The organism is Borrelia parkeri (assembly GCF_023035815.1).
In the GTDB taxonomy this organism is placed as follows: Bacteria; Spirochaetota; Spirochaetia; order Borreliales; family Borreliaceae; genus Borrelia; species Borrelia parkeri.
On the sequence record NZ_CP073164.1, the window covers coordinates 1 to 18,091 of the forward strand.

15 protein-coding genes are annotated in these 18,091 nt (G+C 26.8%); 12 read left to right on the plus strand and 3 right to left on the minus strand.

Going from position 1 to position 18,091, the window contains the following annotated elements; translation table 11 throughout:
* Positions 1–447 precede the first annotated feature (447 nt).
* Positions 448–1,488, minus strand: coding sequence for a hypothetical protein (locus tag bpSLO_RS05280; RefSeq protein ID WP_246989912.1), 1,041 nt, complete (start codon positions 1,486–1,488; stop codon positions 448–450).
* Positions 1,489–2,158: 670 nt separating this feature from the next.
* Here bpSLO_RS05280 and bpSLO_RS05285 point away from each other — a divergent pair.
* Both bpSLO_RS05285 and bpSLO_RS05290 read left to right on the plus strand, forming a co-directional pair.
* Complete coding sequence (locus bpSLO_RS05285; protein WP_032495657.1) at positions 2,159–3,241, plus strand: hypothetical protein; 1,083 nt, start codon at positions 2,159–2,161, stop codon at positions 3,239–3,241.
* A 153-nt stretch (positions 3,242–3,394) separates the two neighbouring features.
* Positions 3,395–3,946: a hypothetical protein gene (locus bpSLO_RS05290; protein ID WP_246989913.1), complete on the plus strand. Its 552-nt coding sequence runs from the start codon at positions 3,395–3,397 to the stop codon at positions 3,944–3,946.
* 41 nt (positions 3,947–3,987) lie between these two features.
* Here bpSLO_RS05290 and bpSLO_RS05295 read toward each other — a convergent pair whose 3' ends face one another.
* Both bpSLO_RS05295 and bpSLO_RS05300 read right to left on the minus strand, forming a co-directional pair.
* Positions 3,988–4,977, minus strand: coding sequence for a BTA121 domain-containing protein surface lipoprotein (locus bpSLO_RS05295; protein WP_032493060.1), 990 nt, complete (start codon positions 4,975–4,977; stop codon positions 3,988–3,990).
* A 634-nt stretch (positions 4,978–5,611) separates the two neighbouring features.
* A complete protein-coding gene (locus tag bpSLO_RS05300) occupies positions 5,612–6,577 on the minus strand; it encodes a BTA121 domain-containing protein surface lipoprotein (RefSeq protein WP_025375827.1) in 966 nt (321 codons plus the stop codon).
* An 830-nt stretch (positions 6,578–7,407) separates the two neighbouring features.
* Here bpSLO_RS05300 and bpSLO_RS05305 point away from each other — a divergent pair.
* The 10 genes from bpSLO_RS05305 to bpSLO_RS05355 all read left to right on the plus strand — a co-directional run bounded on the left by bpSLO_RS05305 (position 7,408) and on the right by bpSLO_RS05355 (position 17,988).
* Positions 7,408–8,190 (plus strand): hypothetical protein, encoded by a 783-nt coding sequence (locus bpSLO_RS05305; protein WP_246989914.1) that lies wholly within the window; start codon positions 7,408–7,410, stop codon positions 8,188–8,190.
* 695 nt (positions 8,191–8,885) lie between these two features.
* Positions 8,886–9,719: a complement regulator-acquiring protein gene (locus tag bpSLO_RS05315; protein WP_246989915.1), complete on the plus strand. Its 834-nt coding sequence runs from the start codon at positions 8,886–8,888 to the stop codon at positions 9,717–9,719.
* 193 nt (positions 9,720–9,912) lie between these two features.
* Complete coding sequence (locus bpSLO_RS05320) at positions 9,913–10,701, plus strand: complement regulator-acquiring protein (protein ID WP_025375830.1); 789 nt, start codon at positions 9,913–9,915, stop codon at positions 10,699–10,701.
* A gap of 163 nt (positions 10,702–10,864) precedes the next feature.
* Positions 10,865–11,626: a virulence associated lipoprotein gene (locus bpSLO_RS05325; RefSeq protein ID WP_025375831.1), complete on the plus strand. Its 762-nt coding sequence runs from the start codon at positions 10,865–10,867 to the stop codon at positions 11,624–11,626.
* A gap of 472 nt (positions 11,627–12,098) precedes the next feature.
* Entirely contained in the window at positions 12,099–12,911 is an 813-nt protein-coding gene (locus tag bpSLO_RS05330; protein WP_025375832.1) for a virulence associated lipoprotein, read from the plus strand.
* Between the two features lie 284 nt (positions 12,912–13,195).
* Complete coding sequence (locus bpSLO_RS05335) at positions 13,196–13,486, plus strand: hypothetical protein (RefSeq protein WP_246989916.1); 291 nt, start codon at positions 13,196–13,198, stop codon at positions 13,484–13,486.
* A 108-nt stretch (positions 13,487–13,594) separates the two neighbouring features.
* The gene (locus bpSLO_RS05340; protein WP_246989917.1) at positions 13,595–14,647 is read left to right on the plus strand and encodes a CRASP family complement regulator-acquiring lipoprotein; all 1,053 of its coding nucleotides are present in this window, start codon (positions 13,595–13,597) and stop codon (positions 14,645–14,647) included.
* Between the two features lie 238 nt (positions 14,648–14,885).
* Positions 14,886–15,962: a virulence associated lipoprotein gene (locus tag bpSLO_RS05345; RefSeq protein WP_025375835.1), complete on the plus strand. Its 1,077-nt coding sequence runs from the start codon at positions 14,886–14,888 to the stop codon at positions 15,960–15,962.
* 137 nt (positions 15,963–16,099) lie between these two features.
* On the plus strand, positions 16,100–16,975 hold the full coding sequence (locus bpSLO_RS05350) for a virulence associated lipoprotein (RefSeq protein ID WP_025375836.1): 876 nt from the start codon (positions 16,100–16,102) through the stop codon (positions 16,973–16,975).
* Between the two features lie 218 nt (positions 16,976–17,193).
* Positions 17,194–17,988, plus strand: a complete 795-nt coding sequence (locus bpSLO_RS05355) for a virulence associated lipoprotein (protein ID WP_246989918.1) — start codon at positions 17,194–17,196, stop codon at positions 17,986–17,988.
* Positions 17,989–18,091 lie beyond the last annotated feature (103 nt).

Consider the following 18,091-nt stretch of genomic DNA (forward strand, 5'->3'; position numbering starts at 1 on the left):
ATTTAATTGTTAATAGTATAAATTAACTTTTCCAAATATTGCGCTATACTTTAAATTAAATTTAAAAAGAAATAACATGAAATTCAAAAATAAAATTTTAATAAATTAGAAATTATTATTGACTTTATTTTCACCAATAATTTAAACATTTTACTCATGATATTATTAAAATGAAAATAGCTAATTTTTCCATTTTAATAATATCAGAAACAAATTCTGAATTAATCTTTTCGCCTTTGATGTTAAAATACATAAAAAGAAAAAAGATCATAAACAAGAAGATGATATACATAATGAAGACATGAAAGATATCTTGGTTCTTGAGAAAGATCTTGCAATGAAAAAGGCACCCAAAATGTAATTAATATTAAATATAAAAGCAATTTTTTCCTTGATGGCATGATCATAGAATTTGCTCCTATATTTTTAATAGAGTTTTTCTTTTGATTATTCAATAATATTTATGAACCTAGTCAAATCTGATTTTTTAACTACAAATGATTTTCCTGATAAGAAATTTTTAATTTTATTAAAACTATCAAATTCTTTTTCCTCTTCATTATCGCTATCAGAATGATTCTCAATAGAATTAGTAACTTCAAATTTAAGAAAGACATAGTCTGAACTATTACTTTTATTAATCCTTATATTAATTTCATTTTCCATATCATCATAAGTTGTAGCTTCAAATACTTCACCAGTAGTAGTCATTGCATTTTTAAGTTTAGAAAGGTGCTTGTGTTCTAAATCTAAACCAATTCCTTGTGGCCCATCTTTTATGTAATTATTATGTCCTACTCTAAAACCAGTACCCCATGTATAATTATTTGTGATAACAAAAATAGCTCCATTGTTAAATTTTGCAAAAAATAGCTTCCAGTTATTAAAGTTATAATCAGAACTTTTATTAGTAATATTTTCATCCTTTCCATCTTTAATACCTAATGAAACTTCGTACATCATAACATCATTAGCACTTGCATCATTAGTATCTTGAATTTTATATTCTTTAAAAGATTCTTGATTATCTACAGATACCTTTAACTTTGGGTTTGATTTTGATTTTTTTTGTTTTTGTGATTCTAGTTGTTTTGGTATTGATTCTACTACTGGTGTAGATACCATTGAAATTAAATCTTTTGAAGGAGTTTTATTAGCTTCTAACTTTTCCGATGATACTGGTTTATTTGGAACTGAACCAGATTTTGCACTATCATCACCACTATCTTTTTTTGATTTTGAATTTTGATCTGGTAATTTTTGTTTTTCATCCGATTTTTTAATTGTCTTTTCCTTTTGTACCTGCTCTAAAGATGGTTGATTTAATTGTGGGTTAAATGAAATTGGATCATCCGCTTGTAGCTCCTTTTTTTCAGCTTTTACTGAAGTTTTTTGACTCTCATTATTCTTAAAATCTATTGACATTTTTTTTATTTTTTTAAAATCACAAGAAAATAATAATAAGCTAATAAAAATAATTTTTCTCATTATTACACTCCTTATATAAGGGATATAACATCTTTGTATTTTTATTTAAGAAAGTAATATAACTTATTATATTTTATCCACTCATATAAATATAAGTCTTATTTTATATTTTCCCAATATTTTGAGGGTTTTTATTCAAAAGCAAAAATGCAAACATAAAAATATACACCTGATGATTTGAGTTTATGGTAACATCAACAATCGAAGAACGACTAATGTTAGTCTAAATTTGTTAATCTTGTATAAGATACTACTATAACAATCCCATATCATAATATTTGTAAGATTGATTTTAGATTTAAATATTTGCTAATATTTTTTAAACTAAATTTAGTTTTATACCATTTAGCTAAGGGTAAAATTGCAGGAATAAAGAATCCTTTACCACATGCTTTCTTAAACTTCCATATATTCCATATATATTGAATATACCCGGGGCCAACTCACTAATCTAATATATAAATTAATAAATCTTTTATAAATAGCCTTATTAAAGGGCTCCTACTCCTTTTAAAATATCAATCTAGTTTAACAAATAATGAACTGTACGATATATAAGCTACTCTATGTCAATAGTTTGCAAAACTTTAGCCCTTAACACATCACAATTCGAACTATTTACTTGGTTTATACACTTATTGCTATATATTTTTGCTCTAAGGAGGTAACGATGCAATTAAAAAAACAATGTTTATTTGCACTTATATTGATAAGTTTTATTAGTTGTGATTTACTATTTGACAAAGATATACAAAAAAAATCTGCTGGTCTACTTGATAAGGTTCATTCTATCTTAGATGCTAAAAATCAAGCTATCAGCAATACTTCTGATAAGCCAAGTAAATTAATTAAAAGATCTTTAAAAAAAATTAGAAAAAAACGTAAAAAAGGTATGGAAAGAGGAAAAGTAAACACTCAAGAATCATCACAAGACAATGGACCTATTGCTGGTGTTTATGTCCCTAGTGTCAATGGTATATTAGTTTCAGATTCTATGACCCAAAGTACACTTCAAGAAAAAGAAAGAAAAAATTTGTCTGTTGATATTGTCAGCAGTAATGATTCAACTTCTCTTAACAGTCAAGAAAGAGAGTCAACACCAGAGCTTACAATACCTACAGTCAGTCTAAGTGGTACTACAGGCACTCTTAGTGATTTAAGTAGTGGAGGATACTCAGGTAACTACGAGTACACTTATTACTCAATACCAACAACAATTTCAGGTTACGCTAATCCTATTACAGAAGAAGTAGAAGATAGCCCTCAATATGAATATTATGATCAATTAGAAGAAGCTGAAAAAACTGTTAATTCTGCACTTAAGTTGATTCAAAAAATCAAAGACGATAGAGATCAAGTCGAATTTCAAGCTACTATGAGCATAAGTGGTTATTCTACCTCAGACGACAGAAAAAATGCTAAAGCAAAATTGAGCCAGTTTAGTAAAGAAAAGCTAGCACAAACACTTAAAGAAATTTTGAAAGAAGTTGACGATACACGAACAGCAATTGATAATGCAGTAGAAAATTCTTACGAACCCGTAACACAAACTTCTGCAAGCTATACCACTTATGCAGATCAAAAATTATACTTGGCTAAAGGTGAACTATACGATCTTATAAAAGCAATTGAAAGTACAACTACTACTTATGATGCCTACATAAAAAGCACAGGCTTAAGCAGACCCAAATTTTCAGAAGTAGAGAAGTATTTAAAGGAAGCAAAAGGGTTAATCAAACAAGCTATAAAATAATGTAAATTGATACTTCAAAAATTAGATTACATAAATGTTATTTTTAATTTACAACAAAGATAGGCTACATTTATAGTCTATCTTTGTTGATTAATATATTAATGTTTTTTTAAAGCAAATTGCGATATATTTATTTTAAAGGAGATAAAATTAATGAAAAAAAAATGTTTACTAACAATTCTCTTATTAAGTCTTGTTAACTGTGGTTTATTAAGTAAGAATAAAAATTCAGAGACTAGTTTATTAAATACCCTTGATAATAATCAAAAACAAGCACTTATTACCTTTAAAGATTTACTTCAAGATAAAAATCACCGAAGTATCCTAGAAAAACAACAGAAAAGTATTTTAGAAAATTTAGCACAACCCCAAAAAAATTCTAATCTGCAAGATAAGCTTAAAAAAACACTAAACTCTGAGTACGATAAAACTCAATTAAATAAATTATTTGATGAGCTTGGAAATATTAAGACTAAACAATTCCTTCAAAAATTGCACATAATGTTAAAGTCTATTAACAATGGAACTCTTACAAGCTTTTCATCTAGCAATTTTAAAGACTCAAATCAAACTTTGGAACAAAAAAAAGAACAAGCATTACAATATATAAAAGGTCAGTTATATACTGATTATTATCTTTACATCAATGGGATTCAAGATGCAAACTATTTCTTTGAAAGAATAATGTCCGTTTTAGAAATTTAAGTTCGTTATTCATAAATAAAATATTGAATTTCTTTTAACACTTAAGATTTATCTCTGACACGCGCTTCGATCTTAATTTCTTCGAATTTATTTGCATAATTCATTGAAATAAGCTCAGCGCACACTTTATCAGGATCATAAAATGCAAGTTTTAACGCTTCTTTATAATCATTGTCAATTTTCAAATAATTAGCATTTAATCTATCTTTCTCAGATATATCATTTATCATGTTTATAGCTGCTAAAGCTTCGTCCTGAGCTTTAAGAGTTTCCATAACATTATTAGTAACCATTTTGAATTTATTAGTAACAAAAATAATTTTAGATATCAGATAATGAAAATCATTGCTAGTATATGTTTTTAAACTGTGTTTAGGTTCATGACCTACATAATAAAATACAATAAACTTGGAATCAATTATTACATCTCTCAAGTAATAAACGGCTCTTTTCTCCTCAGTAGTTAAATTAAATTTGTCAAATATTTTGGCAATCAACGCCGAATCATACTCAATTGCCTTAAACTTAATATCTGCATCCATATTCAATTTAGTAAAGTGACTATCAATAAGCTTAGTATATGCCTGCTTAGGATCATCACATGCCAATTTTAACGCTTCTCTATAATCATTATTAATCTTTACAAATCGTTCACTTAATGCGTTTTTTTCAACTTCCTTTTGGACCTTTGCAACAGCTACTTCAGCAGCTACTTTTGCATTAAAAGTAACTGCAATGTTTCCAACAACCATTTTGGTTTTAAGAGCACCAAAAATAGTAGATAATAGCTTATAAAAATCATGATTATCATACGTTTTTACCATCACCCCATCTGAATCACGTACAACAAACTCAGAATCAGTTAATACACTTTTTAAATACAAAATAACACTTATTTGGTAATCAGTTAAATCAAATTGAGAAAATAATTCATCAAATCTAAAATTATTATGATCATTCACACTCTTAAATGTTCTATTTATTGGAAAATTAATAGTATGATACTCATCTATAGCGTTTTTTTTATTCATATTACAACTAATTAATAATAATATTAGTAATAATTCACTCTGACTGATCTTCATGTTTATTTCATTTCTACTTTTTTATTTACATGCAATAAATACTTAGTAATAACCCCCTATTTTCTGATCTCTCTAATAATTACCCCTAAATCTATCTGAATTCTCTCTAACAGGCTTATACAGCAAAGATTAAAATTAGCAAAGACCACACCCATAAGCTTAGCATATGATTGAGCAGAATCACTAAATAACTTTTCAACTTGACTTTATAAGTACTATTCTCCTCATTAATCCTTGCAGCAACCCACTTCTTTAGGTCTCATATTGTACATTATCAACAACTGCAACAATCCCTTTATTGTAATTCAAGACTATCTATAATATTGCTTAAAGCTCCTTCAATTTTAACAACACTAAACAGAGGAAATGATAATATAACATAAAATCCTCATCAGAAAATACTACTTCTACTTCATTACCTAGAATAATTGCAAAAATAGTTAATACGTCTCGAAAGTAATATATAAACTTTTTCTATTCAGGGGTTAAATCTGCTTAAGTTCTATCAGAATCAATAAATAATCTCCTTTTTTATGTAAAATAAATCCCATTATTTCAGTTTTAAGACCCACTGTTTACACTAACTTTTTGCTTGTGCTTCTCGTTTAAGTCTTTCAAACTCGCCTGCAACACTATGATTTAAACGAGCAAATACATCACTAGTAAGCTTAGCAAATAATTTATCAGGATCTTTTAATACGGGTTTTAACTCCTGATCATATAAATCCTTCTGACGATTAAACTGCTCTTTCAAATTATTTTTCTCAACATCATCTTTTACTTTATCAATAAATGTCTCAGCTGCGTATAAGTTTTTAATAGTATTTTTCATGGTTGCTACAACCTTTTTAAGGTTAGCAGCACCAAAAGGAGAAGACACTAGTAACTCATAAAGTTTATATTTAGTATATGGATTCACATTTACTCCAGACTCATCATCTTCACCGGGAACAAATGATAAAACTAAAATATACCGAATAACTCTTTTTTCATAAAGACCCAAATTAAAGGTATCATATATTTTAGAGGCGACCTCTGCACTTATCTTAATTTTTTCAAATACGTCTGCTACATTCAGATTACGTTCAATAAGCTCAGCATATGACAACGAAGGATCATTGCATGTCACTTTTAATACCTTTTTATACCAACCCTGCCTTAACTCAAGCTGCTCAAATACCTCTCGTTCAATTAAATCCCCTATCTTACTGACAGCATTCTTAGCTTCGGCCTGTGCTTTTAAAACTGCCACAATGCTTCTAGCAACTGCTTTAGTACCCTGTTTATCAAATCTAGATAATAAACTATAAAACTCAGCACTGGTATACGTTTTATAATACTTTTTATGTATACCAGGTATAAAATGCTTAAAATTCATTAATGTATCTTTAAAATAATCTATAGCTCTTTTCTCTTCAGCAGTTAGATCAAAATTTTTTTCTCCAATATCTTCAACAAATGAATAACGAAATTGAAAGTCATTTTGAAACAAACCACAACCAATTAACAACAACAATAATAATAATTTAATCTTATATACCTTCATACCTAATTCCTTACTTATACATAATCCTTTTATTTTAGACTAAAATAATACCCAGCGTGGAATATTATTCTGGTTTTATACTTTTAGCTTCATTAAATCTTCTTTTTCATTAACAGTGAAAAAATCGCTATCAAATATTTGATTAGGTAATACTATTATTAGTTCTCTTAACTCTTTATATCTCTTAGACCCTATCTTATCACATATCAACAGATGTTATAACTTTTTCAAAATCCCTAAAAACTTTCATCACAAATCAAAACCTTCAAGTAATTTAATTAGGCAACTTTTTACTAAATCACCAGTTAGAGATGTCGTTGATTCTTCTTTTTTAAAACTCGCAACTAACTTAATAATATTAATAAATACTAAAACCAGTATATTTATTATTATATAATAATAAATATTAAGATCCAACACTCATTCATTACTATCAAGTAATTAAGGTTAAAAATTATTTATAAAAAAGAAATTCCAAAAAATTTTAAAACTTTTTTAAAAAAAACTTGAAAACAAATAATTTTTGAATTAATAATTAATTACCAAATACTTTAATTTTTCAAAAGGAAGATTGTTTACTCACAATGTTTTATACATTCTTTTAAATATCCCCTTTATCAAGGGGCTTTTTTATATTTATTTCCTAAATAACTGCATTGTTATCTTCTTTAATTGGCCAATTTAATTCAAATATTACGTCACTCCCCATTTCTGCAAATTAAGCAAATCGAAAAGTTAAAGCGGTAATTTAAGTAAAACACATTTTAATAAATATTTACCAAGTACTATCAGATTTATGAAGTATATTTAATTGTCAAAGGAGATATTATATGGGGTATGTAAAAGTAATAAGTATTGTAGCATTGCTACTTACAATCAATTGTAAATTAGATAATAAAAGACTAAAAGCAGAAAGTGAGACTAAATTAGCACAAGAAAACGCAAAATCTGTAGCAAAATCTATTACAGGACACGTAAGTAAAATTACAGGATTAACAGTAGGTGAAATTAAAGCTTTAAGTGAAGAAGAGCTCGCCAAGATTGCTGCTGAAGCAAAAGCAAATTCTGAAGATTCTAAGAAAGAAATTAATAATTTTAGAATAATCAAAAATAAAGCAAAATTAGAAGTAAATGATATCCCAAATCCCGTTAAAGCAATCAAAAATGCTGCTGAAAAGATTGAAACGGCATTTAAGGCATTACTAAACGCAGGATACAACGGTCCTGTGGCAAATGTAATCAAAAGTAACATAGATAGTGGAGTAAAAATGATATCATTACTGGATAAGTTATTAGACATAGCTACCAAAGGAATTAATAATACCAGAGAACTAGATATTAAAAAGGTAATAGAGGAATTTAACACACAAAATCCAGAACTACGGATTTATATTAATGAATCTGGGGTAAACGATATCATGAGATCATGCATAAAGATTATTATGACAAATATAAGTAGATATTTTTTTAATGGAGTCCATAATGAGTTAAGAGATAATTTAGATAAAGCTCCAAACAAGCTTAAAGAAGCTTTAACATCTCTAAAAGAAGCTGCCAACTCCATAAACACTGCAGCAGGAATAATTGAACTATGCTTTAATAATGATTATTAATGATATTATATATGAATGATATACTGAAAGGGTGTCTCTACGAGATTATTTCGGTATATCTATCTACTTTAATAAACTTATAAATTCTTGTATAAGAAACTTGAGTATTTTTGGTAATAAATAAACATATAACTGTAAGGCTTACTTGAAAATAAAGCCCGCTACTATAATAATAGCAATAATAAAAGTAAAACCAAATATCCATCTAACAAGATTTTTTGTCTCTTTTATATTCTCATTTAATGCTTTCATAGATGCATCTATTTTATCATCTAGATAATCAAATTTAATATTAAAATTCTTCTCTAACTTTTCTAAGTCTTTATAAGTAAGCTCATTATGATGATAACGCTTCTATAGATCAAGTGTAATAAATTTATGCATCCCCATCTTAACAAATTCACTATAAATTTGATTTTATATAATTATATGAGCTATCTTAATATTTATTCCTTATTCCAAGGACAAATAACCACATATACAAACAATCCAAGTGCAAGTTGAGAATTGTAAAATGAATGTTACATATTATTCAATGTTAATTATTTAATCAGATTATTATAACTTACTAAACTTTTTCCTTTCATCCTTTTGATATTTAAATTAAATAATATATAATTATCAAATAATACGTATTATAATTTAATAAAATTATTAATTAATATTTGTTAAATTTTACAAGCAAGGAGATTATTTTGAAAAATAAAGTTTTTATAATGTCTTTTATAATAATTTTTACTCTAACCGCTTGCAAATCAGACCTTAATGAACAAAGAACAAAAGGATTTAATTATAAGACTCAAAAAGACTGTACACAGTCAATACATAAAGATGGTACATCATCAATACAACAGATACAACAAAAATGCAAAAAAGAAGTTAACACAAAAGAAAAACAGATCTTAATAGACTTTTTAAGAAAACAGGTTCAAAATGTCACTGCTTTAATAGAGAAAGATAAAAAAAATACTCAAAAGAACGAGCCTGCGGATCAATTTGGAATGAAAAATGGTGTATTTAAAATTGTCATAGGCAATCCCAGCCAGAAAGCCTACAATGATCCTGAAAGTCAAAGTAATAGAAGACAATTTTATTCATCTCTAAATTACAATGAAGTAAAAATTAGAAAGCTTGGGATCATCCTTAATCAAATAACATCTGATGATATCAACAGAGGACAATTACACATAGACATCACAAATGCAGGAAGAGCTTACTCTCAATTTTTATTTGAACGGGTAATCGATAAAATAAAAGATGTTCAAGATAAACTCGATTCTTTGAAGTTTAAAGATTTAAAAACAATTAAAACCAAATTTGATGAAATTGCAAAACTAAAGTTATTGTGGAAAAACACCGCAGATAATATCATCAAGAACTATGATGACGATGCAGATGGAATTAAAACTGATAGTCAAAAATTGATTGAATATATAAGAGAAAAATATGGCAATATATTTCAAAAGGAAATTCCTAAAATTGGCATATTAGTTGGTGATATTAACAAAATTTTACTAATTTTAAATTAGTAATTTAAAATTAGTAATTTATATTAAATATTATACTTTTATAATTAAGTAAAGACAAATCGAAAAATTTTTGCCTTAACATAAAGCATATCATACTGATAGTAACAATATATATGCTATAATATTATTTAATAATAATAAATAAATAATCATAATTAAAATATATAAAAATTTTAAAAATAAGGACAATGTTTTGAAAAATAAAATTTTTATAATGTCTTTTATAACAATTTTTACTCTAACTACCTGTAATTCAGATCTCGAGTTATTTCCAAAAACAGGAATAGTAGGTTTACGCAGATTTCTTGCTAGCTTAGAACCAGAATCAATAAAAAAAGCCAAAAATGATTTAATAAATACACTAAGCACAAAAGCTTACAATATTAAACCCATATTAGATTTACACAACAATGATACTTGGATCGAAGATAGTACTCAATTTGGACTTAAAGGAAATGGTAAGGCATTTGATAAGATTGACAATAAAATGAATAATCAAAAAGCAAGTGATACTATAAACAAGCCCATTAGAAGGAAATTTTATTTATCTTTGGAATATGATGAAATACTAATCAGAGATTTCGGAGCAGTTCTTAACCAAATAGCAGCAACTACGACTCATAAAAATAATGCTATGCTTACAACAATCATAAATGCGACAATAACATACTCTTCCAATTATTTTGAAATTGCATTCACACTACTCATTAATAAAGAAAAGCAACTTCAATCTTTAAATTTTAATGCTCTACAATTTCTTAAAGAAGAATTTGACAAACTTGAAAGGATAAAACAGAATTGGAAACAAACCGTCAAAAATATTACAAATGATTACATTAAAAATAAAAATAACATTAAAACTGACAAAACTAAAATAGTAACCCACATAATTCGTAACTATAAATTGAACTTTACAACCGCATTTAATAAAATTGATACAATAAATAATAATATTGCAAAAATCTTAGGCGAACTTAAATAAAATCAATAAAACTAACACTTAAAAAGTTTATAAAAAAAATCACATGCTCTAAATAACAACTTAATTTTCTAACTTTTCCTATTGATATTAAAAATCAAATCAATATAATCAATAATTGATATTAACAAAAAATTAATTTGATTTTAAAAGCAAGGAGAATACTTTGAAAAATTATTTTTTCACCCCATTAATTTTCATAACTTTTATTTTAATCGCTTGCGATTCAAGTTATAATTCAGATCCCAAATCAGTTATTAATGATAAAAAGATTAAGATTTTAATAGACAATTTAACAAACAAAAATGACAATATTAAGCATATATTCAACATAATAAATATACACAAAGATAATAAATGGGTAGAGGACAGTGATCAATTTAACATGCAAGGAAAGAACCAATTATTTGATGTTACTACCACTGATGATAACATAAAATATAAGAATAACAAACTTGCCAGAAGAGAAGTTTACTTAGCTTTTGAGTATCACACAAACTCCATTAAAGAATTTGGGAAAATTGCTAACAAATTAGCCGAAGGTGCTATTAAAGCCAGTAATACAGAAATTCAATACCTAAAACAGGTCATAAATCAAGTAAGACAATATGCTAGAAATTATTTTTTAGTTACATTTACACTACTAATGAATAAACAAAATAAGCTTAACTCTTTAAGTCTTTCTACATTAAAAAAACTTACAAACAAATTCAAGATACTTGAAAATACAAAACAAGAGATTAAAAATGCTATGAACAAAATCAAAGATGACTTCAATAATGATCATAATAAAATTAAAACTGGTGACATCGCTAACCTAATAAAATACCTAACCATCGATAATAAGTATCATGAACAATTTCAAAAGGCAGCTATTAAAATCAACTATATATGTGAAGACATCAAATCAATCTTAGATAAAAGATAAACATTATTTAAACATAATTACATTACAAATAATAAAGAAACAAAAACATTTATTGATTCTTCCTACATGGTAATAAGATTAACATTTATAATTTATAGGTCAATCTGCATTATGTAGGACCTGGACACAGAACACAATTGGGCTTTTTATATGTTGATTATTTTATTTGTACAATTTAAAATTAAGCTATGGATCATTTTTTTATATCCCTTTAAACAAAATTTAATATCAAAATCCAACTATAATAATTACTTACATACAAAACAATTATATATAATTTTATCTTTAAAAAAAAGAATACAGGTTTTTGATTAATTAATATTATCATAATAAAACTTTATTATTTTTAACTATTGCTATCTTGATATTTAAATTAAATCCATATACAATACTAGTTAATAACAATTATTAACTAACACTTTTATAAAAATGGTTAATAAATTTGTTTAATCTTAACAACAAGGAGAATATTGTGAAACATAAGGTTTTTATTATATTTATTTTAGCAAGCTTGGTTTTATTCATTGCTTGTGACAACAATCCAAATAAAACTGATCAGGCAAAAAAGCCGACAGAGGAAGAAACAAAAAACAAAGAAGAGGCTCAAAAACAACAAATAGTAGAAGATATACAAAAATTACTACCAATGGCAACGCAAATACTAACAACACATAATGATAATAATTGGGACGAAAATTCACAAGGATATGACCTCACTGCTGCCAATCAACTATTTGCTGTAATTCAACATACTCCCCAAGGTCAAGCAGGTGCTATACTATATAACGGTAATGATGCTGATAGTAAAATAGCCAGAAAAGAAATGTACCTAGCATTTGAATATAATAAAGACTACATTAAAGCTTTTGGTACACTTGCTAACAAAATGGCAGCAACTGCTACAGCAACTCCTGCTATAAAGACTATCCTAGAGGAAATCGTAAATGGTATGAGAGAGTATGCTGACGCTTATTACTTAAAAGTATTCTATACACTAAATAACAAAAAAGATGAACTTAAAAACTTATCTCTTGAAAAGCTACAAACACTGTCAAATAAAATTAATGCAATTCAAGAAGCAAAAAAAAATATTATAAATGCAGTAAATAAAATCAAAGCAGATTACGATACAGACAAAGAAGTTGGTACCGCTACACATAAACTTAAAACTACTGCTACCGCTACTGAAATACAAAATTACCTAGTAAGCAAACAAGGTACCTTTGTAAATGACATTAACACAATTAAAAACACAGCTGCTGAGATCCTTACTATCTTATCTTAATTAATTAATGTGATATAAAAAATGTGATATAAAACATATAAATATCATTATAAAATTTATTGTAAGAGAAGAATAAATGTTCTTCTCTTATTCGTGTGTAAATGAAATAATATTGTATCCTAATAGAAATTATTATTTTGTGCACTTATTATCTCAATATTTACTTGATATTTAAATTAAATCCACATATAATACAAGTTAATAATTTGTTATTCAATTATGCTTATTATAAATAGCATTCATAAGTTAGTTTAATCTTAAAAACTAAAAATAAGGGGAATATTTTGAAATATATCATTTCTGTCACACTCATTTTAATCAGCCTAATTTCTTGTAAATCAAGCATAAGCAAGGCAGAAATAGACAAAAAGGCACGTCAAATTAGAGAAGCAATAAAAAAAGAAGCAGAAAAAAAAAGAAAGGCACAAGAAACAATAAACAAAGCATTAACAACAATGCCAGAAAACGAAGAAATAAAAAAAGCAAAAGACGCAAGAAAAAAACAACTACTAAATCAAATACTTCAATTCAATAATACAGACATGCGATTTTATTATAAAGATTCGGTACCTTGATATCCAAATTCAATAAACATATAATATTAACTGATGGTTATTAATTAACTAATTTATAAAGTAAAATGAGCTGTTAATTAGCTTGCTTTTAAGAATAAGGAGAATATTTTGAAATACATCATTTCTGTTGTTATTTTTATCCTTACCTTAATAACTCTTAACTGTAAAATGGATCCTGGTAAGACTGCAAAATTAGAAAAAGTACTACAAGAAGCAGAAGATGCAAAACAAATAGCATTAGAAGTGCAAACAATAAGAGCAGATGTAGAAGTAGAAGCAAAAATAAAAGCAATAGAAGTAGAAGCAGAAATGGAAGTACAAAAAATCACAGAATCTGAAGCAACAGTAGCAGAATCAATAAAGGACACAAAACAAAAAATCGCAACATCAGCAAAAGCAGAAAGCGAAATTGCAAAACAAGAATTGCAACAAGCACAAAATGCAAAACTAGAAGCAAAACAACAAACAATAAGAATAACAGAAGAAATGAATCAACAACAAAAACAGTTCATAATTGCTAAATTAAAACTTAAAATTGAGAATATCGAAACAGTATTAAATATACACACAGATCCCAATTGGCCCGAACCTATTGATCAATTTGGCATGTCACATTCATCACAAACATGGAAGGACCTGAAAAGATTTAGATCAACGGACAGAAGAAAATATGATCCACACAAAACATACTTCTTAAATAAAGAGAGATCTGCTAACGACAGAAGAAACTTTTACTTAGTTTTTAAATACAATAAAACCAAAATCCAAAAATACGGTGAAATTTTTCATAAATTAATGCTGGCTCATCTATATTATGAAACCACAGAGATCGCCGATTCAATAATTAATTATGCTATGGCTTACTTTCAAACCGCATTAATGACACTGCGTAAAAAACAAGATAATCTTAATTTTTTAAGTCTTGAAAATTTAATCAATCTTCAAGAAAAATTCGATGAACTTGAACAAAAAAGTAATATTTTTGAAAATCACCTTACAACACTATATGATGACTACCACAATAATCAGTATAATATTAAAGACGGTCATTACACAAACATAATAAATTACATAAATAATCAAAACTACATACAAAAACTTCAAGAATTAATTGAAATCATAACAAATATAACTTTACAGATCACACATATACTTCAATAATATAAAAGCTTTTATTTAATATCACTCATTAACTTAACATCTACTTCAATATCCATATAGCACCTACATTCAAAACTTATTAAAAGTCAATATCAAAACAACTATTAATATTGCTATATTAGCAACCTTAATCTAGCAATATTGATATTAAAATCCAATAAATGTATAATACCCTTTAAACAAACATTATAAAATAATAGCTGTTAATTGGTTTATTTTTAAAAAAGAGGAGAATATTTTGAAGCACAAATTGCCTGTTATACTTATTTCAATGACTATTATTACCTGCAAAGCAGATCTTGGCAAGACTGAAAAATTAGAAAGAGCACTAAAAGAACAAGAAATAAAAATAGTAAAAGAAACAAAAAAAACAAAAACAAAAGCAATAATAGCAGAAGCTAAATTAAAAACAGCAAAAGAAGCAACTGAAAAAGCATTAAAAACAGTGATATTATCAGCAACAGCAATAAAAGAAGCACAAAAAACATCAGAAAAGTCAAACAGGGAAAAAGAAGATGCAAAAAATGAAAAAGCACAAATAGAGAGAGAAAAACTAGAAATAGAAAACAAGGCAAAACAATTAGAAGTACAATTGAAAGAAAAATGGAATCAACAACAAACACAGTTTGAAATTGATGAAGCCAAACTTGAACTAAAACGCAAAACTAAAGATATCGAAAGACTACTAATTATATACAACAATGATTATAGGATTGAACCGTCTGATCAATTTGGAATGCATGATAGTAATTCCAATAATAAAACATTTGATGTACTGCATCAAGGCCTAAAACCATATCATCATGCCGATAATAAAAAGGTTAGAGAGAAAATTTACTTGGTTTTTGAGTACAAAAATATTTACATTCAATCTCTTGGAGAAATTCTTAACAAAATTGCAAAGGATTCTTACCTGCCACCTGATCAGGCAAAACAAAAAACTCTTGAGCAAGAGCAGGCTAACGCCTTACTAAAAGAAATCATAGAAAATATTCATGAATATTTTGCTCACTACTTTGAGGGTACATTCAAAATACTTAGTGATAAACAAAATAGAATTGATGCGTTAAATCTTAGTGATTTAAGAACGCTTTTAAACAAACTTGATGAACTTCAAAAAATAAAGGATACCTGCAAAATGTACTCAGAAACGATTTACAATGATTTTAATAATGATAAAGGTAGAATTAGAACTGGGGGTGTTAAAGAATTAGGAGAATATATCACTAATCATGAATACAGAAAAATTTTTAAAGAGGCAATTGAACAAATCAAAACATTAGGCACTCAAATTAGCAACATCATATTAAAATAATTAATATCAAATAAATATTTTGATAGCTATTCTTAAACAAACTTGATATCAAAGCTCTATAAATATATAATATTATTTAATAAATATTATCAAATAATAATGGTTAATTGGCTTATTTTAAAATCAAGGGAAATATTTTGAAGCACAAACTAACTGTAACGCTTATTATAATCACTTTACTTATCACTACCACCTGCAAATCGGATTTTGGAAAGAATTCAGAATTAGAAAAAGCACTAAAGAAAGCAAAAGACGCAAAGCAAGCAGCCTTAAAAATCTTAAAAGCGCAAACAACAAGAACAGATGATGAACTCAAAAGACAAAAAAAATTTATAATCGCCATATTAAAAAGCAAAACTACAAGGGCCAAATATACATTAAAGATACACAAAAATGATATTTGGACAGAGAATAACGATCTATACGGAATAAATGAGCAAGGCCAAACATTTTATGTAGCTAAGAATAGCGATAATGGTGAAATTTATTCAAGTGATCGCAATAAGGCTGCTAGAAAGCTAATTTATTTAGCCTTTGAGCACCGCCTACCAGCCATTATAAATTTTGGAAAAATTCTAAATAAATTAGCAGAGAATGCTGATACTAACATTAATCATGCACCAAATGAATATGACATCAAAACAGAATACAATATTTTAATAGAAAACATCCTAGCAGAAGCAAAAAAATATGCACATAATTACTTTGAAGTTGCATTAATACCACTGTATGAAAAGCAAGATAAACTGAATTCTCTAAGTCTAGAGACCCTAAGCGACCTTAAAGACAAATTTGATGAACTTCAAAAGATAAGAGATACTTGCAAAATGTACGCAGAAACAATTTACAATGATTTTAAAAATGACAAAGATAAAATTAAAACTAGTGGTGCTGATTTAAGAAACTACATAAATAAAAACAATTATAAGCATAAATTCAAAGAATTGATAAAAAAAACAGAAGAACCAGCCTATCAAATTAGCCAAATCTTAAAAAAGATAAACACACATTGACTTGAACATTTATTTACAAGTAACTTCACAAAAAAAAATAAAAAATCTTCCTTTACTTATTGATATTTAAACCAAAATAAATATATAATAATTATTAATTAATAATTATTATCCATTTATAATACTAAGTTATACAATCAATTTTAACTAAATTACTAATTAGTATTAATTAACTTTAGTATTAATTAACTTTTAATTTTAAAAATAAGGAGAGTATTGTGAAACACATATTTTATATACCATTTATTTTATCATTATTATTTCTAATCTTTCTAACTTCTTGCAACCCAAATTCTGGAGAGACTAGTAAAGACACTGAAATGTATAAAGCAAAACTGACAGAATTGAAAGATCAGATAAGAAACAATGCAATTTATGAATTAAATACAAGGGTTAGTAATGCTCAAATAGCACTAAGCATCCATGCAAATCAAAATTGGAATGAAGAAGGTTCTGAACAATTTCAAATGCATGATAGCGTTTCCCAAAACAAAGCATTTGATATACTGAAAAAAGATAACAAACCATACAGTCATACTGACAACAAGAATGCAAGAAGAAATTTTTACCTGGCCTTAGAGTATCACGAATCTTCCATTGTATCCTTTGGCAAGATTCTAAATACACTAGCACAAGGTGCGGTTGCTAGCCCGCAAAACAAACAATATTTATTGCTGAAAGAGATCATAGAAGCAACAAGTAAGCTTGCCACAAATTACTTTGAAGTTGCATTAACAACACTAAAAAACAAAAAAGATAAACTTACAAGTTTAAGTCTAGAGGCGCTAGAAGAACTTCAAAGTAAATTTAGAAGACTTGAAGAGAAAAGACAATTAATCAGAACACGAGCAGATGAAATACAAAATAAATTCAAAGATGCTAATACTACAATAGGTACACAAGATAATTTAATAAAGTACATAGAAGACGAACATCAAGAAGTCTTTACACAAACATTTGCAACAATAGAAACATTAGCTAATGAGATTAAAGAAATTTTAGATACAATATAAACGCTATATGCTTAAAAAAACTTTAATAACTCTACTAGGAGCAAAGAAACACATCTTTGCTCCTTTTTCTTGCACACATATTTCATACAAGCATAACCACTAA